The organism is Spirosoma sp. (assembly GCF_026391055.1).
Lineage (GTDB): Bacteria > Bacteroidota > Bacteroidia > Cytophagales > Spirosomataceae > Spirosoma.
In genome coordinates this window covers 162424-186470 of sequence record NZ_JAPLET010000020.1, presented here as the reverse complement: position 1 = coordinate 186470, position 24047 = coordinate 162424, and the positions used below count along the sequence as shown (strand labels likewise).

At 48.1% G+C, this 24047-nt stretch carries 18 protein-coding genes; 8 read left to right on the top strand and 10 right to left on the bottom strand.

What is annotated here, in order from left to right; genetic code table 11:
* The first annotated feature begins 34 nt into the window (after positions 1 to 34).
* The 5 genes from NT073_RS13635 to NT073_RS13615 all read left to right on the top strand — a co-directional run bounded on the left by NT073_RS13635 (position 35) and on the right by NT073_RS13615 (position 7847).
* Positions 35 to 1390, top strand: a complete 1356-nt coding sequence (locus tag NT073_RS13635; protein WP_297374273.1) for an ATP-binding protein — start codon at positions 35 to 37, stop codon at positions 1388 to 1390.
* Positions 1391 to 1757: 367 nt separating this feature from the next.
* Positions 1758 to 2048, top strand: a complete 291-nt coding sequence (locus NT073_RS13630; RefSeq protein ID WP_297374272.1) for a hypothetical protein — start codon at positions 1758 to 1760, stop codon at positions 2046 to 2048.
* A gap of 55 nt (positions 2049 to 2103) precedes the next feature.
* Positions 2104 to 3195: an efflux RND transporter periplasmic adaptor subunit gene (locus tag NT073_RS13625; protein ID WP_012927489.1), complete on the top strand. Its 1092-nt coding sequence runs from the start codon at positions 2104 to 2106 to the stop codon at positions 3193 to 3195.
* A 25-nt stretch (positions 3196 to 3220) separates the two neighbouring features.
* Entirely contained in the window at positions 3221 to 6424 is a 3204-nt protein-coding gene (locus NT073_RS13620) for an efflux RND transporter permease subunit (protein WP_297374269.1), read from the top strand.
* Between the two features lie 34 nt (positions 6425 to 6458).
* A complete protein-coding gene (locus NT073_RS13615; protein ID WP_297374264.1) occupies positions 6459 to 7847 on the top strand; it encodes an efflux transporter outer membrane subunit in 1389 nt (462 codons plus the stop codon).
* Positions 7848 to 7934: 87 nt separating this feature from the next.
* Here NT073_RS13615 and NT073_RS13610 read toward each other — a convergent pair whose 3' ends face one another.
* The 8 genes from NT073_RS13610 to NT073_RS13575 all read right to left on the bottom strand — a co-directional run bounded on the left by NT073_RS13610 (position 7935) and on the right by NT073_RS13575 (position 16855).
* A complete protein-coding gene (locus NT073_RS13610; protein ID WP_297374261.1) occupies positions 7935 to 9467 on the bottom strand; it encodes an MBOAT family O-acyltransferase in 1533 nt (510 codons plus the stop codon).
* Positions 9468 to 9636: 169 nt separating this feature from the next.
* Complete coding sequence (locus NT073_RS13605; protein WP_297374259.1) at positions 9637 to 10605, bottom strand: glycosyltransferase; 969 nt, start codon at positions 10603 to 10605, stop codon at positions 9637 to 9639.
* Positions 10606 to 10636: 31 nt separating this feature from the next.
* On the bottom strand, positions 10637 to 11638 hold the full coding sequence (locus NT073_RS13600; protein ID WP_366107270.1) for a glycosyltransferase family 2 protein: 1002 nt from the start codon (positions 11636 to 11638) through the stop codon (positions 10637 to 10639).
* 129 nt (positions 11639 to 11767) lie between these two features.
* Positions 11768 to 12502, bottom strand: coding sequence for a glycosyltransferase (locus tag NT073_RS13595; protein ID WP_297374253.1), 735 nt, complete (start codon positions 12500 to 12502; stop codon positions 11768 to 11770).
* Positions 12503 to 12509: 7 nt separating this feature from the next.
* Positions 12510 to 13940, bottom strand: a complete 1431-nt coding sequence (locus NT073_RS13590; protein WP_297374250.1) for a DUF6056 family protein — start codon at positions 13938 to 13940, stop codon at positions 12510 to 12512.
* Positions 13941 to 13993: 53 nt separating this feature from the next.
* The gene (locus NT073_RS13585; protein ID WP_297374247.1) at positions 13994 to 14941 is read right to left on the bottom strand and encodes a DMT family transporter; all 948 of its coding nucleotides are present in this window, start codon (positions 14939 to 14941) and stop codon (positions 13994 to 13996) included.
* 86 nt (positions 14942 to 15027) lie between these two features.
* Entirely contained in the window at positions 15028 to 16104 is a 1077-nt protein-coding gene (locus NT073_RS13580) for an LptF/LptG family permease (protein ID WP_297374244.1), read from the bottom strand.
* 94 nt (positions 16105 to 16198) lie between these two features.
* A complete protein-coding gene (locus NT073_RS13575) occupies positions 16199 to 16855 on the bottom strand; it encodes a metal-dependent transcriptional regulator (RefSeq protein ID WP_297374242.1) in 657 nt (218 codons plus the stop codon).
* 243 nt (positions 16856 to 17098) lie between these two features.
* Between NT073_RS13575 and NT073_RS13570 the strand changes: the two genes are divergently transcribed.
* Complete coding sequence (locus tag NT073_RS13570; RefSeq protein WP_297374240.1) at positions 17099 to 18445, top strand: Nramp family divalent metal transporter; 1347 nt, start codon at positions 17099 to 17101, stop codon at positions 18443 to 18445.
* Positions 18446 to 18733: 288 nt separating this feature from the next.
* Here the strand turns inward: NT073_RS13570 and NT073_RS13565 are convergent, their stop codons facing one another.
* Positions 18734 to 20047, bottom strand: a complete 1314-nt coding sequence (locus NT073_RS13565; RefSeq protein ID WP_297374238.1) for an exo-alpha-sialidase — start codon at positions 20045 to 20047, stop codon at positions 18734 to 18736.
* Between the two features lie 74 nt (positions 20048 to 20121).
* The gene (locus NT073_RS13560) at positions 20122 to 21966 is read right to left on the bottom strand and encodes a hypothetical protein (protein WP_297374236.1); all 1845 of its coding nucleotides are present in this window, start codon (positions 21964 to 21966) and stop codon (positions 20122 to 20124) included.
* Positions 21967 to 22667: 701 nt separating this feature from the next.
* Between NT073_RS13560 and NT073_RS13555 the strand changes: the two genes are divergently transcribed.
* Positions 22668 to 23255 carry a sigma-70 family RNA polymerase sigma factor gene (locus NT073_RS13555; protein ID WP_297374234.1) on the top strand — a complete coding sequence of 196 codons (588 nt, stop codon included), beginning with the start codon at positions 22668 to 22670 and terminating at the stop codon, positions 23253 to 23255.
* Positions 23252 to 24043 carry a hypothetical protein gene (locus NT073_RS13550; protein ID WP_297374231.1) on the top strand — a complete coding sequence of 264 codons (792 nt, stop codon included), beginning with the start codon at positions 23252 to 23254 and terminating at the stop codon, positions 24041 to 24043. Before NT073_RS13555 ends, NT073_RS13550 begins: the two co-directional genes overlap by 4 nt.
* The last annotated feature ends 4 nt before the right edge of the window (positions 24044 to 24047 follow it).

Sequence of the window (24047 nt, the reverse complement as noted above, 5' to 3'; positions counted from 1 at the left end):
ATAAGCTATTAATCAACAACTATTAACCAGCGTTATGCTCATTCGGAACCGCCTGACCATCATTTTTACGTTGCTGGCAACGGCTATTCAGCTTACGTTGTCGCTGCTGGTGTGGTACTTCTACTCGTTGTACAGGCAGGAAGAGTTTTATAGTCGGCTGGAATCTAAGGCCCGCGTGGCCGGACGGGTGCTGATCTCCCGACGGCATTTGCACGATGATTTTTTTAAGAATATGGTTCGTACCGACCTACTCACCATTGTAGAGGAGCAGATCAGTATTTACGATAACCGACACAATCTAGTATTTACCAATCGAACCTTAAAAGAGTCCGAGTATTATAAAGAAAAGATACCTCTCCTCTCTTCCGACCCACTGGTTGAGTTCAGAAGCGGCCACCTCGAATCCATCCTGATGGCGTATCGGGACCGGGGGCAACTGTTCTACATTTTTGCTTCCGGCTATGACCGAATCGGCTTTGCCAAACTGGGTACGCTTCAACAAATTATGCTGTTGGCTAATCTGTTTGGTTTCACATTGATTGTGCTGGCGGGCTGGTATTTTGCCGGTCGGGTGCTGAATCCCATTTCCCAGATTGTCGATGAAGTGGAGCAGATTACCGCCACACAGCTTTATAAGCGGGTGAACGAAGGAAATCGTCGGGACGAAATCGCTCAACTCGCCATGACCTTCAACCAGATGCTTTTTCGGCTAGAAGATGCCTTTGTTTCGCAGCGCAGCTTTGTGGCTCATGCTTCCCACGAACTGCGAACCCCCCTCACCAATACCCTGGGCACCCTTGAAACGTCCATTCGCTACGATCAGAACCCGGCCGACTGGCGCGACAGTATGGTAATTGCCGTTGAAGAACTGAAAAAAGTAATTGCCCTGACGAATGGCCTGCTGGGTCTGGCCAAAGTTACCGATGGAACCGTTGCGCTGACGGCCGTTCAGGTGGACGATTGTCTGCTCACCGCTGTTGGGCAAGTCCAGACCAAGTATCCGGGCCGGAGTCTGCCCCTTCAATTTATGACCGGCGATGAAGCCGTGTTCACGGTAAAAGGCAGCGCCACCTTGCTGACAACGGCTTTTTTGAACGTGCTTGATAACGCCTGCAAATACTCCGGCGAAGCGGTTACTGTCGAACTTCAGGCTAAGGAAGACCAAATCACAATAACCATAACCGACCGCGGCCGGGGCATCTCCGAAGTAGATGCGGCTCACATTCTTGATCCGCTTTACCGGGGCGAAAATGTAGAAGGTGTCCCCGGCTATGGCATTGGTCTGGCGGTAACGCAGAAAATTATTGATTTACATCAGGGTTCTCTTCAAATTACCTCCCAAGTGAATGAGGGAACGACCGTTACCATTACCCTGCCTGGTCAGGTGTAAGTTATTCGGCCTTGTTTACTATTCTGTGTACTAGTGAGGGCTTCCTGGTGTTGTCAGGTTCTTAAGCCCGACATTCCTAAAACAGCCCATCTATCCTTTTGAGATGAGGAGAAGCATTAATTTTAATCTCTTTTAAATTTGGCTCTTAAGAACATAAAATAAAACTTTTTCAATAAAGACCAGTAGTATTAATAATTAATAACTTCACAAAATCACGGTTAACTTGCTGCAATACAGCCATCTAGATACAACAATAAAAATAAACATTAATATGCTATTGGACATTTTTAATGTGTTCTAATTTCTTTCTCATACCGTTTTAATGTTGCCGGGCTTGATTTGTGTCGAAGTAACAAGGACACAAGTTATGCAACGCCGAAATTTTCCCTCGATTTTGCTCTACGGTTTTGGACTGGCTCTGGCTCTTTCTCTGGGGTTTAATGGCTTTTTGCTTTATGAGCAAAGCCATCAGCTAAGTCTTTACGAAGACGAGTTAGGCTACACTGTCCATCCGGTCGATCTCGTAGCCTGGCAACAACAGCTCTCCGAATGCAAACGAGCCAATCAGCAGAAAGATAGCCTAATCAGCCGGTTGGAGCAGTTGCCAACTGCACACTCAGGTCAGACGGTTATCACCCAGCACATGTCTTCACGCTAACAGTACCCAAGCCATTAAACACTATCAAATAGATTCTCGTAAAATTAAGATCGGTATGAAAAAAACGCACATTCTCCTGAGCTTGTTTGGCCTGTTCGCCCTCTTTGGCATGACAGGCTGTTCATCAAATGCAGAAGAGAAAAAAGAAGAGGAAGTTAAATTTCTGGTCACAAGCCCCTTGCAGAAAGATACCCTGGCTACCAAAGACTACGTGTGTCAGGTTCATGCTATCCAGCACATTGAGGTAAGGGCGCTTGAAAAAGGTTACCTTCAGAAGATATTTGTAGACGAAGGGCAGTACGTAAAGCAGGGGCAGATGATGTTTCAGATCATGCCCGTGGTTTACAATGCCGAACTGCAGAAATCGCAGGCTGAAGCCAACTACGTAGGCATCGAATTTCAAAATACCAAACGACTGGCCGATAGCAACATCGTTTCTAAAAACGAGCTCGCACTGGCCCGTGCCAAGTTCGATAAGGCTAACGCCGATGTAACACTCGCAAAAACGCACTTACAATTTACAGAAATACGTGCCCCATTCAGTGGCATTATGGACCACTTTCAGGTACGACTGGGAAGTCTGGTCGATGATGGTGATTTGCTGACAACCCTGTCTGACAACAGCAAAATGTGGGTGTATTTCAACGTGCCGGAAGCCGAATACCTCGCCTATAAAATCCACCACGACGACAACATGAAACATGTAAGACTGGTGATGGCCAATAACGAACTGTTCGACCAGCCCGGCGAAGTGCAAACCATTGAAGCTGACTTCAACAACGAAACGGGTAACATTGCCTTCCGGGCTACCTTCCCAAATCCTAAAGGTCTGCTAAGACACGGCGAAACCGGTAGTGTACGCATGACTGTACCACTCAAAAATGCCCTGATCATCCCGCAGAAAGCCACTTTCGAAGTACTGGAGAAGAAATATGTATATGTGGTGGATAAGAACAATGTGGTGCGGTCGAGAGAAATAGCCATAGCTGCCGAAATGCCGCACATTTTCGTCGTTCAGTCCGGTTTGACCAAAGGCGACAGAATTCTGTTGGAAGGCTTGCGTCAGGTGAAGGAAAACGAAAAGATCCACGTCAACTACGTTCAGCCTGCTTCTGTCATCTCGAATCTGGGTCTATACGCCGAGTAATCAACCATTCTAAAACAGGGAAGACATGTTCAATAAATTCATACGTAGACCTGTATTCGCTATCGTGATCTCCATCATGATCGTGTTCATAGGTGTACTGGCTATCAAGAGCTTACCTATTTCTCAGTTTCCGGATATTGCCCCAACAACCGTAAACATATTTATTGCTTATCCCGGCTCCAGTGCCGACGTACTGGTAAAATCGACGTTGATTACGTTGGAGCAGGCCATCAACGGCGTTCAGGACATGCGCTACATTGCCACCGATGCAACCAGCGCCGGTGAAGCTACGCTCCGCATTATTTTTGAGCCGGGTACAGACCCTAATACGGCCGTTATCAGGGTAAAGACCAGGGTCGACCAGGTTATGCCGCTTCTTCCCGAACTGGTACAGCGCGAAGGGGTTATCATTTCGCCTGTTCAACCCAGTATGCTGATGTACGTCAACCTCTTTTCAAAGGAGAAGAGTATTGACGAAAAATTCCTGTTTAACTATGCTACCGTTAAAATGATCCCTGAAATTCAGCGGACCAAAGGGGTAGCCAGGGCACAGATATTGGGTAGCCGACGCTATGCTATGCGCGTTTGGCTCAACCCCGAACGGATGCGGGCCTACAACATCTCTACCGAAGAGGTTATGAAGGCTATCGGTGAGCAGAGTATCATTGGTCGGCCGGGCCGGATTGGTCAAAGCTCCGGTATAGCGGCCCAGTCGCTGGAATACGTACTTACCTATAAAGGCCGTTATAACAAACCGGAAGAGTACGAAGGAATCATTGTAAGGGCCAATTCATCCGGCGAAAGCATTCACCTGAAGGATATTGCCCGTGTAGAATTAGGCAGCGAGTTCTTTGACATCTATTCCAACCTGGATGGTCATGCCTCAGCCGCTATCGTGTTGCGGCAAAACTACGGCAGTAATGCCAGTGACGTTATCAACGAAGTAAAGGAGAAACTTGAGGTAATGAAAGCCTCCTTCCCGCCAGGAGTTGACTACAAAATCAGCTATGACGTGTCGAACTTCCTCGATGCGTCGATCGAGCAGGTTATTCACACCCTTCGCGACGCGTTCATTCTGGTGGCTCTGGTTGTGTTCCTGTTCCTGGGCGACTGGCGGTCTACGCTGATTCCGATCCTTGCGGTTCCGGTATCGCTGATCGGTGCTTTCTTCGTCATCCAGGCATTTGGGCTTTCCATCAACCTGATTACCCTGTTTGCGCTGGTTCTGGCCATTGGTATTGTGGTTGATGATGCCATTGTGGTGGTGGAAGCGGTACACGCCAAGATGGAAGAAGAGCCGCATTTAACCCCCTTCCGGGCGGTTCAGAAAGTGTTGGGTGAAATTAGTGGCGCCATCATCGCTATTACCCTCGTGATGGTATCGGTATTCCTGCCTATTTCCTTCATGTCGGGTCCGGTGGGTACCTTCTATCGTCAGTTCTCTATTACGATGGCGAGTTCTATTGTAATCTCGGCCCTGATCGCCCTGACCCTAACGCCCGTACTGTGTGCCATGCTGTTGAAAAACCATCATGGACATCCACCTAAAAAGAACCCGCTAACCCGTGCGCTCGACAGCTTCAACCGGGGATTTGATAAAATGACCGGCTGGTACGTAGGCCTGCTAAAATTGATCGTTAGCCGCCGATTTGTGACGTTCGCCATCCTGATTGGGTTCTGCGCCGGTATTGTCGTTGTAAATAAAATTCTGCCCGCAGGCTTTATTCCGAACGAGGACCAGAGTACCATCTATGCAATTATCCAGACGCCACCAGGTTCTACCCTGGAAAAAACCAACGAGGTATCCCGACGGCTCCAGAAAATTTGCGAAGAGGTTCCGGGCATTGAATCGGTATCGTCTCTGGCTGGTTATGAGATCATGACTGAAGGTCGGGGCTCCAACGCCGGTACCTGCCTGATCAACCTGAAAACTTGGTCGGACCGTGATAAGAACGTGAAGGAAATCATGGAAGAGCTGGAAGAGAAGTCGAGAAACCTCGGCGCGACGGTCGAGTTCTTCGAGCCACCGGCAATCCCCGGATTTGGTACGTCGGGTGGTTTCTCGATGCGTCTGCTCGACAAAACGACCGATACGGACTACAGCGAGTTTGACAAGATCAACAAGCAGTTCATGGAGAACCTAAGCAAGCGGAAAGAGCTTACAGGCTTGTTTACCTTCTTTGCGGCCAACTATCCGCAGTACGAACTGGAAATCGACAACAAGCTGGCTATGCAAAAGGGCGTATCTATCGGAAAAGCGATGGATAACCTCAACATCATGATCGGTAGTACTTACGAACAAGGGTTTATCAAGTACAACCAGTTCTTCAAAGTGTACGTGCAGTCGGACCCTAGTTTCCGGCGCCTTCCAACCGATCTGCTGAAGCTTTTTGTCAAGAACGATGCGGGTGAAATGGTGCCTTACTCGGCCTTCATGCACCTGAAGAAAGGCCAGGGGCCCAACGAAATCACCCGCTTTAACTTGTACAACTCGGCTGCTATTCAAGGCCTTCCTGCAAAAGGCTACACTACGGCCGACGCCATCGCGGCTATCCGGGAAGTAGCCGCCAAAACGTTGCCCAAAGGTTACGACATTGCTTTTGAAGGACTTTCGTACGATGAATCGATTCGGGGAAATGAGGCTCTGTATGTGTTCCTGATCGTACTGGCCTTCGTCTACTTTGTACTGGCAGCTCAGTACGAGAGCTTTATCATTCCGTTGGCGGTGGTGTTCTCGCTGCCGGTTGGGGTATTCGGATCGTTCCTGGTGTTGAAAATGATGGGGCTGGAAAACAACATCTATGCGCAGATCGGACTCATCATGCTCATTGGTCTGTTGGGTAAAAATGCCGTACTGATCGTTGAGTTCGCTGTTCAGAAACGGCAGCAGGGCGAAACGATTCTCAACGCAGCTATTGAAGGGGCCAGGGTCCGTTTCCGACCGATTTTGATGACCTCGTTCGCCTTTGTAGCCGGTTTGATACCGTTGATCATTGCAACGGGTGCAGGCGCTATCGGTAACCGTACCATTGGTGCATCGGCCTTGGGAGGTATGTTATTCGGGACCATTTTCGGGGTCATCATCATCCCCGGATTGTACTACATTTTTGGTAGTCTGGCCGATGGCCGCAAGATGATCAAAGATGAGGAGGCTGATTCGCTGACCGAAAATCTGGTCCATCAATTAGACGAATTTCCTGTAACCGAAGAAAGCACGAACCATGTTTAAAACACGCATTTATATAGGCTTGGGGATTACCTGCATGACGTTATGGCTAACGTCATGCAAAACCCCGGCATTGGTTACCCGAACCGAAAATAGAACTGTACCTGTCAATTACAATACGGGGCAGGACACGCTGAACACAGGCAAGGTCAGCTGGCGGGAGTTCTTTACCGACCCCCACCTGGCGGCCCTGATTGATACGGCTTTGGGAAACAACCAGGAGCTGAATATCAGCTTGCAGGAGATCCAGATTGCCCAAAACGAGATTAGAACCAGAACCGGGGAATATCTGCCGTTTGTGGGTTTACAGGCGGGAGCCGGTATCGATAAAGTAGGCCGGTACACCCGATCAGGCGCTATTGAAGAGAGCACCGAAATTCGGCCCGGTCATAATTTCCCCAATCCCCTGCCCGATTTTCTGTTATCGGCCAATGCCTCCTGGCAGGTTGATATCTGGAACAAGCTGCACAACGCCAAACGGGCAGCTGCCATCCGGTATTTGTCGTCTATAGAAGGGAGAAACTTCACGGTCACGAACCTGGTTGCCGAAATCGCCAACTCGTATTACGAGCTGTTGGGACTCGATAGCCAGTTGGATATTGTGAAACGAAACATTGACATTCAGACCAATGCCTTGTCCATCGTTCGGCTGGAAAAAGAATCAGCCAAGGTGACGGAACTGGCCGTACGTCGATTCGAAGCCCAGGTGCTCCGTACCCAAAGTCTTCAGTTCGACATTCAGCAGCGAATCACGGAAACCGAGAACCACATCAATTTTCTGGTGGGTCGATTCCCGCAGCCCGTTCAACGGACTACGCAGGATTTCAATACGCTGATACCCGAGATTATGCATGCCGGTATTCCAACGCAGCTGTTGCAGAACCGGCCTGATATCCGACGGGCCGAGCGGGAGCTGGAAGCGGCCAAGCTAGATGTTCAGGTAGCACGAGCTAACTTTCTGCCGTCGCTGGATCTGTCAGCCGCTATAGGCTTCAATTCGTATAAACCAACGCTTCTGTTAACGCCCGAATCGTTTCTGTATTCATTGATCGGCGGCTTTACCCGGCCCTTAATCAACCGGAATTCAATAAAAGCTTTGTACTATAGCGCGAATGCCAAGCAGATTCAGGCCGTTTACAATTACGAACGTACGATTCTCAATGCCTATATCGAAGTAGCGAATCAGATAGCCAATATCAACAACCTGCAAAGGAGTTATGATTTAAAAGCCCGGCAGGTGGATGCGCTCATCCAGTCGACCAATATCTCCAATACGCTTTTCAAATCGGCACGTGCCGATTACATGGAAGTGTTGCTGACCCAACGCGATGCACTGGAATCGCGGTTCGATCTGGTTGAAACGAAAGTACAGCAGTTGAATGCCATGGTCAATACGTACCGGGCATTAGGTGGAGGCTGGAAGTAACGGTAGAATAAATAGTAAAAGGGGGTAGTGTAAGCGCCATATCTTGAATATACAGCGCTTACACTACCCCCTTTTACTATTACCTCGTTAAAACTGGAAGTAGATAAACTGGTTGGACGAAAATACCCCGAAGAGATACGTTACGAACGTAGTCAGCCCAAACAATATGACAAATCGGATTGTACTACGAGTTGGGATTGTCAGGTAAAACTGTTCTTTCAGCAGCAGGAACACGATCAGGAATATACTAAACCACATCTCTACCGAATTTAGTGGGCTATCGATCGTATCGTTCAACGATGCCGTTGGTATTCGCTTCAGAATCAGAAAGGCGTCGGCCAGGTTGCGGGCTCTAAAAAACACCCAGGTGAGCATGATTAATGTGAATGTAATCAGCACATTAATCACCACTCGTACGGGCGACTTACGACTTTCTTTGTCCTGCACCGGCGAGGTTACCAGACTGGGAGGGGTTCGCGAAAAGCCCATCTTTGCTAATAGCTTGTCGCGCAAAACGGCCAGAATCTGATACAGACCGTTTAGGCCACCCCAAATAACATAAGTCCAGTTAGGGCCATGCCAGAGCCCGCTGGCCAGAAAGACGATGAGCATGTTGATGTACTGCCGGACTTCCCCTTTCCGGTTGCCGCCGAGCGGAATGTACAGATAGTCGCGAAACCAGGTTGAGAGCGAGATGTGCCACCTACGCCAGAACTCGGAGATGGATTGGGCAATGTATGGCGTTTTGAAGTTATCCATCAGAGTGAAACCCATAACCCGCGCAGCTCCAATGGCGACATCAGAATAGCCCGAAAAGTCGCAGTAGATCTGGAATGTATAAAAGAAGGTGGCCATTAACAGCGTCAGACCATTCTGCTGTGCCGGATCGGCGTAGGCATGGTCAACGAGTATAGCCAGTCGGTCGGCAATGACAAGTTTCTTGAAAAGCCCGAACGCCATCTGCATCAGGCCTGCCTTTACCTTCTCGACATCGTATTTGAAATAATCATGAAATTGCCAGAGCACATTCTGCGGTCGTTCGATAGGCCCCGCTACGAGTTGCGGGTAAAACATGACGTACAACGCGTAGATGCCAAAGTGTCTTTCGGCTTTCTGATTGCCCCGGTACACTTCTATGGTGTAACTCATGGCCTGAAACGTATGGAACGACAACCCAATGGGCAGAATGCTCATGTTGTCTTTGTACGACGAAATACCGCTTTGCCCGAACACATGCAGTACTTTTACAAACACCCGGTTTACCTGTTCCGTAACTGATTCGGCAACGCCGGGCATGCTTAGCTTCTCAAAAAGCAGGGAAATGTTTTCGGTAAAAAAGCCGAGGTATTTAAAGAAGGCCAGAATTCCAAGGTTTGAAATCAGCGACAGAATCAGCAGCCAGCGCCGGGATTTGCCAGTTGCTTTTTCAATCCAGATTCCGGCCATGTAGTCGATTACAATGGTGAGAAAAAGAATGAGGATATAAGCGGGCTGGAAAACCATGTAGAAGTAGCAACTGGCCACCAGCAACAATATCCACCGCCCCTGCCACTTCAGACTGAAATAGCTAAGAGTAACGACCGTAAAAAAAAGTAAAAACTGTAGTGAATTAAAAAGCATGGTTAAATACGTGGTAAGTCGGGGGAGCCAGTCAGTAAGTCTTTTTAGTTGGTAAGTGGCTGACCGCACCGGACGGACTCGCGCAACCGCAGACGGTCGGCAGACCAGCGAGATGTTCTGTGCTTCCGCACTTACTAACTTATTGGCTTACTGACTATCTTCGACTCCGTTAATATACCTTCTCGACCTTCTCGACAAAATCCTGAAACTGGCGTGCCGGGATAAACTGAGGCTGCGTACGGTAAGACAGAATGATGAATACCAGCAACAGCGAAATCAGGAAAGCCTGTAAAATAACAATCAGGAAAGAAAATACCAGATAACTGGCCCAGCCCGGCACCGCCGTATCGGTGAATAAACGCAAGGCCACCACTACCCCAATACCGAACACCGATACTACGACCATAATGACACAAAACAATGCCAGCCGTACGGCGGTGGTGTCCATAAGCACCGAAACGGCACTCAGGCCATGCAACACAAGCGAAACAAAATTCATTTTGGATTCGCCCGCCAGTCGTCGTCCCCGTTCCAGCGGGACAGCCGTATAGGGCAAGCGAGAGCGGATAACACCACCAGGGTAGTTATTCCAGATCTCGGACACATGCGTTAGCTTCCGCAACTGCTGCGCTGGAACAAGGCTGAAATTACCAAACGTAATTACTTTACCGGTGAGCAGTTGAAATACCCGTTTGTACACTTCATAGAACAGACGAAAAATCAGACTCTCGTGCCGTTTGGCCCGGTGGGCGAACACAATCCGATTTGGACTATTCAGCCCGGTTTTTATAAGCTCTGGAATATCTTCGGGCCGGTCTTCCCCGTCCGAATCCATGACAATTGTTGGGTACTGCTCCGGTAGGGAAGCCAAATGCGAAAGCCCCAGTGCAATGGCTTTCTGATGGCCAACATTCCGGAATAACCGCAGGATAGAAAGCGACTGTCCAATACCGGCTGGCAAGGCAGTATAGTTTGTAGAGGAGCAATCATCCACGATCAGAAAGTTCATTCGGCTGACTAACGTTGCTTCGTTTACCGCCTGAATACGCTCTAATAAAAGTCCAAGAGCCTGCCAGTCATTAAACAAAGGAATGACGACATTGATGCGGTCGGGATAGTTGGCTAGCGTTTTATCCAATGGTATCGGGTTCCTAACAATGATTACTGAATTACAACGAAGACTGTGGGGGCGTCGTACCCGAAGGTCCGGGCGGGTACAGTCCCGTCAGAGGTTGGCGTTTCTGATGCCGGATGATGTCCCTAACCACGTAGAGGGGCCTGCCTTTTGACTGAAAAAAGATCCGTAAAACGTACTCACCAATCAGTCCCAGTGCAATAAGCTGCACACCACTAAACAGTACTATGACGAACAAAAGGGCTGTAAACCCCTGTGGTACATCATGGTAGACAAATCGCTTGATTAGTGTCTGGATAAGGTAGATGACGGCAATACCAATGGTCAGCATACCCAGGCGGGTGATGATCTTGATCGGAAATTCACTAAAATTGAAGATGCCATTATAAGCCAGCCGTTTCAACATATCGAATGAATATTTCGATTCGCCGGCCAGTCGGGCATCCCGTTCGTATTCGATGCCTATCTGGCGGAAGCCAATCCAGCTACGCATCCCGCGGATAAACCGGCTTTCTTCCGGCATTTGCTTCAACACATCCGCCACCCGGCGGCTAATAAGCGAGAAATCGCCACTATCCAGCGGCATATTTACGTACGAAATAGACCGGATTAGCCGGTAGAACGACGCATAGGCGATCCGCTTGAACCAGTTTTCCTTCCGTTTTTTCCGCACTGCGTACACGACATCATAGCCCTCCTGGTACTTCTCAAAAAATTTGGTGAGCAGTTCGGGGGGATCCTGCAAATCGCCGTCTATTATAAAAAGGGCTTCGCTGCCGCAGGCAGCAGCGATCCCCGCCGACAAGGCGATCTGATGCCCGTAATTTCTCGATAAAAAAACACAGTGATACCGGCTATCAGTCAGGGCAAGTTGTTGCATTAAAACAGCCGTATTATCGCGACTCCCATCATCAATCAAGACCACTTCGATTGCAAGAAGAGATGTGTCCATCACGGCATTTAACCGTTCTATAAGACGCGGAAACGACTCGGTTTCGTTGTACAATGGAGCAACAATAGAAATCTGTGGATTCAACAAAACAAATGGAGTTGGAACAGTGTCAAACTGAGCAAAAGTAAACCTTTTCGCACGAAAACCCGCCAACGTCTATCCTTCAGCCCACTAGTGACATATACAAATTGAGCGTATAGCCATCAAAACGGGTTATGTTCGATACGTCTGGTAGATTCGGAACAACTCGTACCACATTTTGAAAACATAACCGGAGCTGATCCGTGAATCGCTTTGCTCAATCCATTGCCGGAGTGGGTATTCGGCTACATGGGCCAGCACCTCGGGGCGACCGTGCTTCTGGATAAGCCGGGCCAGCAGTTCGACGTCAAACAGCCAGGGACTGATAAACGACTCGTCAAACAACCCAGTTACGGTAGCGCGTCTGAACAACTTGGCTCCACATTGTGAGTCGTAAACGGGTAAACTCAAAATGTTACTGATGATGGTGGCAATAACCCGGCCGACATAATGCCGAAATGGGTCGCGCCGAATGTCTACACCCAGAAATTTTATACGCGATCCCATCACCATATCCAGAGCCGGGTTAGCATCCAGAACGGCAGCTAAGTCGGTAATGGCCGTTAAAGGTGTGGCCAGGTCTGCATCCAGAAAACCCAGATAATCGAACGGCCGGCTGGCGCAATGCAACATACCGGACCGCACAGCACCCGCTTTCCCCTGATTCCGGGGCAGGATTAACGCGTCGATGCAGTCAGGATACTGAGCCTTCATCGTTTCCAGTACCGTTCGGGTAGCATCGCTGCTGCCGTCGTCGACGAAGCAAAAGTTTACATTCTCTGTTTGCCGGATATACGAAAGAAACGCATCGACAGGGAGCCGGGTGGCTTCGTTATAACAGGGAACAATGATACAGACAGACGACATAAAGCCTTTAGCGATTGGCAGTTAGAGTAGAATCAAGTACAAGGGCTTTATGACCGTAATAGCCAGATTGACAGCGGTTCCACCAATGTGTACGATCGGGCTTAACATCTTCCACAAATAAACTGGGCGGATATACACTGATAGGCTGGAGTCGGACCGTATCCGCCGAGGTCAGTAATTGCTGATGCCGCTCGGTCATTTCCCGGTCGTAGGTAGCTGCCCGGCCACTCAGCCAGTCGGCATACAACTGGTTAACGGCATTGCTGGTTATAATGCTACCAATCAGCCAGATGCCCGTAAGCAGCCACACGGGTGCGGGCCATTTTTGTGCAATCGTGAGGCTACGCCCCCGCCGGTCGAGCCAACCGATCCAGACGGTAACGACGTAAAACCAGCCTATCGCAAAAAATACGAACAGGATGTTCATGGTTCGGGCATAGGGGGCAATGCCCAGTCCATAGTATGACGGGAAAATCATAGCCGCCAGCAAGCCCAAATAGACGACGGTCAATAATCCTGCCGGAATCATAAATAAATCTCGAACCGGGCTTCCCTGCCGGTTGGCACGCCGGGCAAAGGGGACGTAGAGAAGCGTAAACGGCAAAATAGGTGTTTTCAATAACCAAAACGCTATGGAACGGCCCAACCAGATAAATGACCGGGCAATTGATGGGAACAATTCACCGGCTTTAGCCTCGTTGCTTCCCATACGGATGGCATTGCCCGGTGCCCTGAACAACAGCCAGGCAGATACCAGCGAGACAACAACCAGCCAGGCCATCAGTGAATCGAATTTTCGACGGAACACCAGCCGATAGCCCGTTATGGCCAGGAGCAACAGAATGAGCACAACCAGGTTTGTCTCCCCGGAGCCAACAATGGCAAACACCAAAAAACTGGTCCATACGATGGTCAGCCATTTTTTTGGGCCATCCGACAAGCGATTGTACCGTATCAGAACGGCCATCAGGTAAATTGTCAGAATAGTAGGTACCGTATAGGTAGCCATGGCGGCTGTCCAGAAAAATGCCTCCACTGTGCTCTGAAGTGACAACACCACAAGAAAGAAAATCAGGGCAGTAGCTTTGACCCGGTTTATCAGCGATTCAGTTCGTAATAATTCGCTGACGGCCGCGTAGATGGCCCCGACCAGAGCCGTAGCCATCAAAGCGGGAATAAACCGGTATCCATCGTACCAGCCCCATACCAGTGGACTACCGTGGACCAGCATATTGGAAAAATAGCGACCTGTCCACCCATCATAATAGAATTTCTGCGCTTGCCAGAAACCGTATTTTAGGGATGTGTCGGCAAAACAGTAATCATCGGCGGCTGATGGATGGTTATGAAACGAGAGCCATACCAACGGCAGGTAAGCCAGAAGAAACAGAAAAATAACGATTACGGTCGCCAGCCGGTCAATAAGCGGATGTTTCATGTACTATTCGCAGGCGTACGCAAGTCAATGACTCGGGTTTCCTGCGTTCTATGTTAATGTAGATCTATTTCCAGATCGCCCCCGGTGGGCGTTGTGGTTGCGGGCTTCTGACGGTTGAGGAACGGATACGCCAGCACAGCTACTAGAATCACCAGCGTGCCAATATAGAACCCTGATGTCATGTGTTCAGTATCACCAAAAATCAGAACGGCCAGCAGAATACCATAAACCGGTTCCAAATTTACAGTTAATATGGCCAGGTAAGGCGAAAACTTACGCAACAGGCTAACCCCAACGGTATAGGCATACACCGTACAGACCAACGACAGCACCAGTAACCATAGCCACTGCATGGACGTATGGGGTGTATACTGGGTCACACTACCACTTACCGCCCCATCAAATTGCTGCACCGCCAGCCATAGAGCCAGCGCACTCAGGAGCGCACCCGCCATTTCATAAAACGAGATAACCAGCGCATCATACTTGTGGGTAAAGCGGCTGTTAATAATCGTAAATAGCGATGATAGCATAGCCGAACTGACGGCTACCGCCAGCCCGATCACCTTGTCGAACTCGAAGCGAAAAATCAGGTATAGCCCGGCCATAACAACGGCCCCTAACGCCACCTCAATCAAACGCACCCGCCGACGCAACAGCAGGGGCTCCAGCACACTCGCCCAAAGTGAACTCGTTGCCATTCCTGCCAGACAAACGGATACGTTAGACAGCCTGGCGGCCAGAAAAAACAGGACCCAGTGCAGCCCGATCAGGCCACCGGTTGCTAGTAACCGCCAGCGGTCTGTCGATGAAACCTGGATGGATTGCCGTCGAACCAACAGCACAATACCGATGCCAAAAACGGCTAGCAACGTCCGAAACAAAACAACCGCCGACGAATCGAGCGGTACCAATAATTTGCCCAGAATAGCCGTAAATCCCCAGATCAGTACAATGAAATGGAGTTGAAAATAGTCTGTTAACGAAGCCTTTTTCTGCATAGGGCTGAGGAACGAAGATCGTGTATTGAGGAGCCATCCGGCCAAAAACACATTGAAGGCTCCTCAGTCCTCAGTCTTCATTCCTATTACCTTGGAATCGTATTGTACAGCAATACGCCGATTGCTGCAAAAATAGCGTTTGGCAGCCAGACTGCCACTATCGGATTGAGATTCCCGGATTCGGCAATACCTTTCGCCAGCATAAAGAAGAGCAGATAGGTGAAGGCGAGAAAGAACCCCAGCGCGACCTGCCAGCCTACCCCCCGCCGACTTTTACGAGCCGACATAATTACGCCGATGACAGTCAGGATAATAATGGCGAAAGGACGGGTATCCCGGCTGTATTTTTCGAGCAGATAGGTTTCTACGCCATCGGCGCCCCGGCTTTGCAGCAACTCGATGTGGTTATTCAACTCCGGCCGGGTGAGTGTTTCGTAGAGGTTGAAATCCGAACTAAAATCATCCGGTTTCAGGTTGAGCGTGGTATCAATTTTGGCACCGGGGGTGAGGGTTTCCTGCTGGCCGTTGATGGTGCGTATTCTATAATCGAACACTGTCCATTTTTTCTTTTTAGCATCCCACTCGATATGGTCGGCGGAGAGTTTCTGCTTTAGTTGATTACCTTCTACCCGCTCCATAGTGAACTTATAGCCTGTATTGCTCTGGTTATTATAACTCTCCAGGTATGCGTATGTATTGGGCGCAATTTTCAGGTGCACATTCCGCCCGGAGAAGTTATAGGCATCGTTAATGTATTTAATCTCAAAGGCAATACGAGTTTTATTGGCTTTGGGAATCACGTAATTTACCATAAAATAGGTTGCCACCGCCAGCACGGTAGCCCCGAGTACATACGGTACCAACAGCCGGACAAAGCTGACACCACTACTCAGAATGGCAATAATTTCGGTGCGGGCCGCCAGCCGGGAGGTTAAAAATACAGTGGCAATGAACACCATCAGCGGACTGATGTAATTGGCCCAGTAGGGAATAAAATTAAGGTAGTAATTGAACAGAATTTCGTTGCCGGGAGCGTGGGTTTTATGAAAATTATCCACCTTTTCGGTGTAATCAATCATTACTACCACAAGCACGATCACCATCACCACAAAGATGTAGGTCTGCAGAAAGCGCTTGAGAATATAGGCGTCTAATAGTTTCATTGACGAGTTGATACGTTTCTTTGTCGGTAAGTCAATAAGTCCAGTTGCATTATGGTCACTGGCGTTAGTCACTTACGGTCTTACCCATTACCGACTAATTCTTAACTAATAAATTCCTGGCGACCTCGTGGCTGATAAACACGGAACGACCACTTTCAATTTGCACCAGTACGGATTTATCGAAAGTGTTGATTTCATTAACCGTTACCTGGCAGCCAAGCGTTAATTGCGAATGATCGAGGTGTTTAAGAAACTCGGTGGAGTGTTCCAGCACGGCCATCAGGCATACCCCTTCTCCTGCCTCCACTTCCGATAACTTCCGGTAGCCGGTTTCGGGCATCTGCCCGGCAGGGGTCGGAATTGGATCGCCGTGCGGGTCAAACTGGGGATAGCCCAGATACGTATCTAAACGCGTTACGAGCTCTTCAGATCGAATGTGTTCCAACTCCTCCGCTATTTCATGGACTTCATCCCAGCCAAAGCCAAGCTTTTGCACTAGGAAAACTTCCCAGAGCCGATGTCGGCGAATAATCTGCAATGCCAGCCGTTCGCCTTCGTCGGTCAGACGAACACCCTGGTATTTTTTATAATGAATCAATTGTTTTTCAGCCAGTTTTCGCAACATATCTGTCACCGAAGCCGCTTTAGTCGCTGTCATTTCAGCCAGGGCATTCGTGCTGACTTCTCCCTGCCGACGGTTAGCCAGGTAATAAATAGTCTTCAGGTAATTTTCTTCGGTGAATGAGTGCATGAACAAGACGGCTGCTTACCTAAAACGGTGCAATAAACGTAAACAGTTTACTTACAAAGGTAATTTTTATGTTAAACTTTCTAAAAATTTAGGGTCGTCTAAATTTTTATTTCAACAATCCATATCTTTGATACGTTATAGGTTTGCTCGGTTGATTGAAGATGCTTCAATAATTGACTTCGACAAGAACAATTTATTGAACAGTGAGGTCGAACAAATAGTAGTAAGTGTGTAACGAAACCAATGGAAGCAACGAATACGTCTATGAAAGGCTGGCGGCAGGAGAATACAACAAATTCACTGTCCGACGTACATAGTTCAGTTCATGTGCCCATAGGCGCGGGATTTTTCAAGACCTTACGGGCTTATGCAGGCCCTGGCCTTATGGTTGCCGTTGGGTATATGGACCCCGGGAACTGGGCTACGGATATTGCCGGTGGTGCGCGTTATGGTTACAAACTCCTATCGGTTGTACTGATATCCAACCTGTTCGCTATTCTGCTACAGCATTTAGCTCTGAAACTTGGTATTGCTACCGGCCGTGACCTTGCGCAGGCCTGTCGGGATAATTTTAGCCGTCCCGTTGCTGTGGGGCTGTGGCTGCTGGCCGAAATTGCCATCGCGGCAACCGATCTGGCCGAGGTTATTGGCTCGGCTATTGCCCTGAATCTGTTATTTGGTTTACCTCTAACTATTGGTATTCTGCTGACAGCGCTGGATGTGTTGTTACTGTTATATCTGCAGAATAAGGGATTCCAACTACTGGAGCGAGTGGTTGCCAGCCTAATTTTTCTTATTGTCGGCTGTTTTGGGTACGAATTGATTGTATCTCGTCCCGATATTGCCAGTGTAGCAAGTGGCCTGATTCCACGTACCGAAGTTATCACCAACCCGGGTATGCTTTACATTGCCATTGGGATTTTAGGAGCTACCGTCATGCCGCATAATTTGTATCTGCACTCCAGCATCGTACAAACGCGCGATTTTGGCCGCACAGATACTGGCCGGCAATCGGCCATAAAGTTTGCTACAATCGACTCTACAGTTTCGCTCTTTCTGGCGTTTTTTATCAATGCCGCCATTCTGATTCTATCGGCCTCTGCTTTTCACTTTTCGGGCAACCAGCAGGTGGCAGACATCACCGATGCTCACCGCCTGCTCGACCCGATTCTGGGTGTAAAACTAGCCGGGATTCTGTTTGCCGTTGCCTTATTGGCATCGGGTCAGAATTCAACCCTAACAGGCACCCTGGCTGGGCAAATTGTTATGGAAGGGTTTGTGAACCTACGCGTCAAGCCATGGCTGCGTCGGCTGATCACCCGGCTGGTAGCCATCGTTCCTGCCTTAGTCGTTGCTATTCTTTACGGTGAACACGGCACCAGCGAACTACTCGTTTTTAGTCAGGTAATCCTTTCTCTTCAGTTAAGTTTTGCTGTTGTTCCGCTGGTTTCCTTCACGAGCAACAAAGCCAAAATGGGTCGTTTCGTCAATCCGTCCTGGATAAAATGGCTATCCTGGGTCGTGGCTGTGCTCATCATCGGACTAAACGGTTATCTGCTGTGGGACACGGTTTTGAAGATGTTTAGTTAAGTTTTACTCACTTTTTACGTCTTGTTGCACCGCTTACTTAAGGTAAATCATAGACTAGGTTAACTTACGACCATGGTGCAATACAGAGAAGTTTAACCACATAGACGCAAAGCACACAGAGACTGATCGGGGAAGAAAGTGATTCCATCAACGTCTGAGTACTCCGCGTTTCTGTGGTAATTTTTTAGTGGGCTAGGTATTAAACGCGAATAAGAGTTCTGCGTACAGGTTAAATATTTATTTTATCAACTCATTCATTGAAATAGATAATAAGATCAGTGAGATGCTCTAGTGTTTTTCAGTGATCTTGTAAATTTGATGCCGGTGTTGCTCTTCCTGATCACCAAATTCAGTTACAGATATATACAAATCAGTAGTTGGCTCGTGCGAAGTACTGATCAGACGTACTTTGTGTCTGGTACCGTCAAATTCTATGACCCGCGTCCAAGACTTACCCCCATCTTTTGAGTACATCAACAAGCTTCTGGCTTGAGCAGAAAGGCAGCTGTAGGAAGATGCCCAAACTTCGTTCCCGGAGGCTGATTTCCTTGTTATCATATTCATAACCGGACTACGACGGTACGGATCTGGTAATACCCGTTTATCAAATTGCTTGCCATCGGCCGTTGAAACGATAAAATTGGTCCCTGCCAGATAGTCACTGCCTAGTAAAACCTCTTTCTCTGTTTCGGCCATGGATGTGTACCCACCCATTTGGTGATGGTACTTGTTAATTAGATGCCAGCCATCCGTAATCTGATTACTTTTTCTGTCCAGACAGGTCAACGATTTATTCATCCACAGCTGTTTTTTGTTGTCACCATCAGTTAAGACTAAGGCTTTGAGTAGCTTGCTGTATTTTAGCAGATGAACGTGTTTATTCACCCCCTGCTGAATCAGAAAATCAGATGTTTTCCAGGTATTACCGCCATCGGTCGAGATATACAGGAAGGCTAGATTTTTCCAAGTTTTTTCTCGCCATAAAGAACCATACTCACCAAGCACAAGTGTTTGATCCGGCAACTCCGACATGCCGTTATTGAATAGAAAATAACTTATAGATGTTGACAGTTGTAAAACCTGCCTGAACGAAACTCCGTAGTCGTGACTCTTATAAAGGGCACCAGTCGTGCAAACAAAGAGTACATTACACCGATTGATGAAAATCGATTTAATAGGTTGCTGGAAATCATAAACGGCAGTCGCAGACTGGCTGCCGTCATCACTTCTGTACAAGACAGTCAATGAGGAGAACCGGCATCCCCATAAAATGCTATCGGAGTCCCAAAAGCAATATTTCCAGTCAACTGTCACTAGCTGACAAGTAATCTTTTGACTATCTACCCCCAATCGGATGGGTATCAGGCCGCCCAGCAAATCTGTCTCTGTGGCCTCCAGTGACCCTACCGTTTGTGTAAATTTTACGTACCTGCGGTTGAGCTGAAAGAAACGCAATTGATGCATAAGCTCCCACAAAACAAATGAAATAGCTTCCATTACTTTTCCGACTCTGTAAATGTCAAGCAGAAATGCATAGCCATGTTTTAAGCTGTAAAAGCCCGGTTGCTGTAATTTGGAGAAGTACTTTGATGAGATGTCCATGTGTGGATAAAATTTGATTGACTGAACGGGTGAACCTTGGCAAACAAAAGACCTATAAAGTGATAGTCAGTCACCTAATAGAGACTGCGTTTCGTTGGCAGTAGAGAGATGGTTGAGTTGACTTGTGACGGTCGGTGGTTAACGTTAATAGACTCCATGCCATAAACGGCGTGCCAACGATCATTCCGTTTGTATAAAACACCCAGCTGGTAAGAAGAGGCAGGTAGTAAGTCATCATAAAGCGTAGCGACATAGCCCGCTGGCTGAGACTTTCCATTCATCAGGTAGTAAGCCAATTTGTAGGGGCTCTGATCAATTGGCCAAACGAATGTGTGCTGGTTTGAGTGTAATAACAGACACGCGTCATCCATGTACGCCGGAAGTTTGTCCTTATCAATTGTTATCTCGTCGAGATGACGTGTGACAAAGCTGAACGAGTTTTCTTTCTTCACAACTCGCAGGTAATTGTTTACAAGCGGATGAGCAATTGCAGTTTCAAACTCAGGTTGAGGCAAACGATAGACGCCTTCCTTCACCGCATCTCTGATGATTAAGCTGTAATAACTGTCAAACTGCTTATCATTGGAGGGCATAGTAACCAGCAATGCATTTTCGCGCCAGTTATGTAAATCACTCATCAGCGATTTATGAATGGTTGTGGCTTCACCGATACAGCAGGTATACGCTGTCAGGTTAAACCCAAAGCTGATGCCTAAAAAGACCGTACTCACCCGGAACCGATAACCGGGCGACAACAGTAGCATAATCAGAACGTAACCAACCACAACAAGCACCGTTGCAAACCAGATGAAGCGGGGAACCAGTAAGCTATAATGCCAACCAATACTTCGGGCAAACGCAATACCCAGCAATGTAACGAGGGTATATACGTAACACCCGATAAAAAACAGCGCAGCCTCTTCACGAATTACCGTCGATAACGGAATAGAGACTCTTCGCAAAACGGGAAGTTTTCGATTCAGCCAGGTACGAGCAGGTACGAGCCAGGTACGAACGGTTGTCAGGCGAAGCATAACCAGCAGCACTGTTACCATCAGTATTCCCTGTATACACCCCCCCAGCGCACTTAATCCGGTAAGCGAACGGGTAACCAACACCCCCATAGACCCACTGACCAGTAAAAAACCAGCCAGTACGCGGAAGGGATGACTCAGGTTTGCCAAATCTATAGTTGCCCCGTGAAGCGACGACATGTAGCGTGACAGCAGCAGTACCATCAGCGAAAATATAGTCCATATAGCTAATCGCCTGTAGAATCCACCGAGCAGCAAGAGTGCAAAACCCGCTATGGGCACCGCCATCCCGTTTCCGTTCGAAAAAACCGCCAGTAAGGCAATAGGGAAGCTGGCGATAAACCCCAGTCGTGATGGACGCAAGAGTAAGTAAAAGCTAAAAAAAGCGAAGAAAAGGGCCGGCAAATGCTGCAAAGCACAAATGGCCCAGGTGATTGTTGACTCATAATACTGAGGTTGAAACGACAGGAACATGACCGGCAAGGTCTGTATGGCCGACAGGCCAGCCCGCTTTGCCATATGAATGAGCAGTATTACTGTAGCGACCAGCGTGGCATTGCCGACAAAAAACAAGGTCCTGAAGTTCAAATGGCCCTCGGCCAGGTAATCAAGAAGGGCAGCCAGCCGGGCAAACACGATCATGTGCTCTTTATGCGGCCCGTGGGGAGCCAGCAATATATCCAATAATTCACGAAGCGTATGACCTCCTCGCTGAAAGACCATGACATCCACCAGGAAGGTATAATCGTCCATAAAAGGCATATTCACCGACAGCCGGTTAACAGTCCAGAAATGGACGACAAGGGGAATCAGTAATCCAATCAGCCAGACTAGTTGAGAGGTAAATGGCGCTCGGAAAAAGGGCCGCTGTGAATGTAAAATCATGACAAACGATGTAGATATGGTAGAAAATTGAAAGCATTCTTAAAGCTGCACCCAACTCGTAGGCATATCGAAGTAGCTCGTTCAGATGAACAGGCACTTACCTTTTGCTCTGTATCGATCATACAGGCAGTGCGTTAGGGCACGTAAGTCCACACGTAGGTCTGCTTCCGGAGAAAACCTGATGAACTCAGAAAAAAGAGGAAAACAAACGCCTGAATAGGCTTATAGAGATAAACGTTGAAGATTTACCAACGGCAGAGCAGCAGGAGTGTATTCCACAGCAACCTAGTCGCAATGGATTTTTGAGTCTCAGCGGTATGAACTTGAACAAAGTCAAGTTTTGGACAGAAGGTTATCATATAAGGTTCGGTGGGTATACTAATGATTGTATAAAGTTAAAAAAAGTATTTATTTATAGTGTGGATAGAAGCTAAATTAGTAGTCTTTATCAACAATAATACCTACTAATACTATAGGCATATATCTTACTGCTACGCTAACTTCAACTCTATATAGGAGAAGCTTTCAGAAGGTGAGTAGCGAAATGATATTTTTTTAAATCTGTAAATACCAAAACAATAACTTCTCCTAATCAGGGATACAATCACTTACCTTTTTCAGGTCTCTCCTATACATCAATAATTGACCATTGGAGAAAAGGATATGCGTTCAGGTTCTATCTTCGCTCATCCAATTTTCCCATGTCAATACGTCCACTACCTATTTTTTCAACAGAGCAGGCCTTGTTCGATGGCCTGAGCCGTCGCGATGAGCGGGCCTATTCGTTCTTATATGCTGAGACGTATCCGTCTTTCCGCTACTGGGTTTTAACAAATAGTGGATCAGAGATGGATGCTGAAGATGCTTTTCAGAAAGGACTGATGAGTTTTCTGCTTAACCTGGAAACCGGCCAGTATCAATTACAGACAGGCACCCGGATCACTACCGTTGTTTTTGAATACTGTAAACGGGTATGGCTGACGGAACTAAAGTCGGCCAGGCTCCAAAAACGAGCCGTTATGCCGGATACCATCGACAGCATTGATACAACGGATGTAGCCAGAGATATGGAACGAATGGAGGTTGTTAATGCCGTCCGGCAGTCGTTAGGGCAGCTTAAAGACGAATGTCGAAAATTAATTGAGTGGTTTTATGTCGACGATTTATCCCTTCGGGAGATTGCCGAGCGCCTGGGCATGAAAGAGTCATCGGTTAAATCGAAGCGCTATGACTGTGCCGAAAAATTAAAAGCGTTTTATCAGCAAACCGCTACAAAACTAGGATTATGAAGTTATCGGAAGATCAATACGAGATTATTGAAGCGTATTTAACTAACGAGTTATCAGCACCCGACCGGGCCTCGTTCGAGCGTGATCTGTTGGCCGATGCGGAGCTTCGTGCGGAGGTTGACCGGCAGCGCACCATCCGGATGGGCTTGCGGGCGCTGGGAATTGAACGGGCACTTGAACAAGCAAAAAGCCAGTACAATGCGGAGTTGGAGCGGACTGAAACAGCACCGGCCGATCAGTCCGTTGTCCGGCCGTTCATCAGTTGGCGGTATTGGGCTGCGGCAGCCTCCATCGTCGTCGTATTGGGAGCGGGCTACTATACTTACCAGCAAACAACTAGTCAACAAACGGATGTCGCTTTCGCAGAAATACTCGCATCTGACCCGGCAACTGAGTTAACGAAAGACTTTCCGGCTGGTGAGCTTACACCCTCTACCCGTACCGAGTTTCTGGAGGCACTTAGAAATTACAAATCGGGTAAATACGATGAGGTAATCGCCCGGCTCAAAACCCTCCCCGCCGACAAACAGTCGGTACATTATAAAAACTATTTTCTTGGTTTGAGTTACCTGGCTAATAAACAACCCGGCGCAGCCATTCCGTTATTAACTAAGGCCCAGGCGAGCCCTTCGCTAACCATCCGACAAAAAGCGGAGTGGTTTCTGGCGCTGGCGTATGTCAAAAATGGCCAAAAAGAGAAGGCTCTGCCCATGCTGACAAAAATCAGCACGAACAGAGCCCATCCGTTCAATTCACTGGCCAAACAGGTGTTAACTAAGATTCAGTAAACTG

Excerpts from the sequence above, each read along its gene's own strand:
- NT073_RS13625 (WP_012927489.1), top strand. The coding sequence starts at position 2,104 with ATGAAAAAAACGCACATTCTCCTGAGCTTGTTTGGCCTGTTCGCCCTC.
- NT073_RS13555 (WP_297374234.1), top strand. The coding sequence starts at position 22,668 with ATGTCAATACGTCCACTACCTATTTTTTCAACAGAGCAGGCCTTGTTC.
- NT073_RS13570 (WP_297374240.1), top strand. The coding sequence starts at position 17,099 with ATGGAAGCAACGAATACGTCTATGAAAGGCTGGCGGCAGGAGAATACA.
- NT073_RS13585 (WP_297374247.1), bottom strand. The coding sequence starts at position 14,941 with ATGCAGAAAAAGGCTTCGTTAACAGACTATTTTCAACTCCATTTCATT.
- NT073_RS13560 (WP_297374236.1), bottom strand. The coding sequence starts at position 21,966 with ATGATTTTACATTCACAGCGGCCCTTTTTCCGAGCGCCATTTACCTCT.
- NT073_RS13595 (WP_297374253.1), bottom strand. The coding sequence starts at position 12,502 with ATGTCGTCTGTCTGTATCATTGTTCCCTGTTATAACGAAGCCACCCGG.
- NT073_RS13635 (WP_297374273.1), top strand. The coding sequence starts at position 35 with ATGCTCATTCGGAACCGCCTGACCATCATTTTTACGTTGCTGGCAACG.
- NT073_RS13590 (WP_297374250.1), bottom strand. The coding sequence starts at position 13,940 with ATGAAACATCCGCTTATTGACCGGCTGGCGACCGTAATCGTTATTTTT.
- NT073_RS13565 (WP_297374238.1), bottom strand. The coding sequence starts at position 20,047 with ATGGACATCTCATCAAAGTACTTCTCCAAATTACAGCAACCGGGCTTT.
- NT073_RS13550 (WP_297374231.1), top strand. The coding sequence starts at position 23,252 with ATGAAGTTATCGGAAGATCAATACGAGATTATTGAAGCGTATTTAACT.
- NT073_RS13615 (WP_297374264.1), top strand. The coding sequence starts at position 6,459 with ATGACGTTATGGCTAACGTCATGCAAAACCCCGGCATTGGTTACCCGA.
- NT073_RS13575 (WP_297374242.1), bottom strand. The coding sequence starts at position 16,855 with ATGCACTCATTCACCGAAGAAAATTACCTGAAGACTATTTATTACCTG.
- NT073_RS13620 (WP_297374269.1), top strand. The coding sequence starts at position 3,221 with ATGTTCAATAAATTCATACGTAGACCTGTATTCGCTATCGTGATCTCC.
- NT073_RS13580 (WP_297374244.1), bottom strand. The coding sequence starts at position 16,104 with ATGAAACTATTAGACGCCTATATTCTCAAGCGCTTTCTGCAGACCTAC.
- NT073_RS13610 (WP_297374261.1), bottom strand. The coding sequence starts at position 9,467 with ATGCTTTTTAATTCACTACAGTTTTTACTTTTTTTTACGGTCGTTACT.
- NT073_RS13630 (WP_297374272.1), top strand. The coding sequence starts at position 1,758 with ATGCAACGCCGAAATTTTCCCTCGATTTTGCTCTACGGTTTTGGACTG.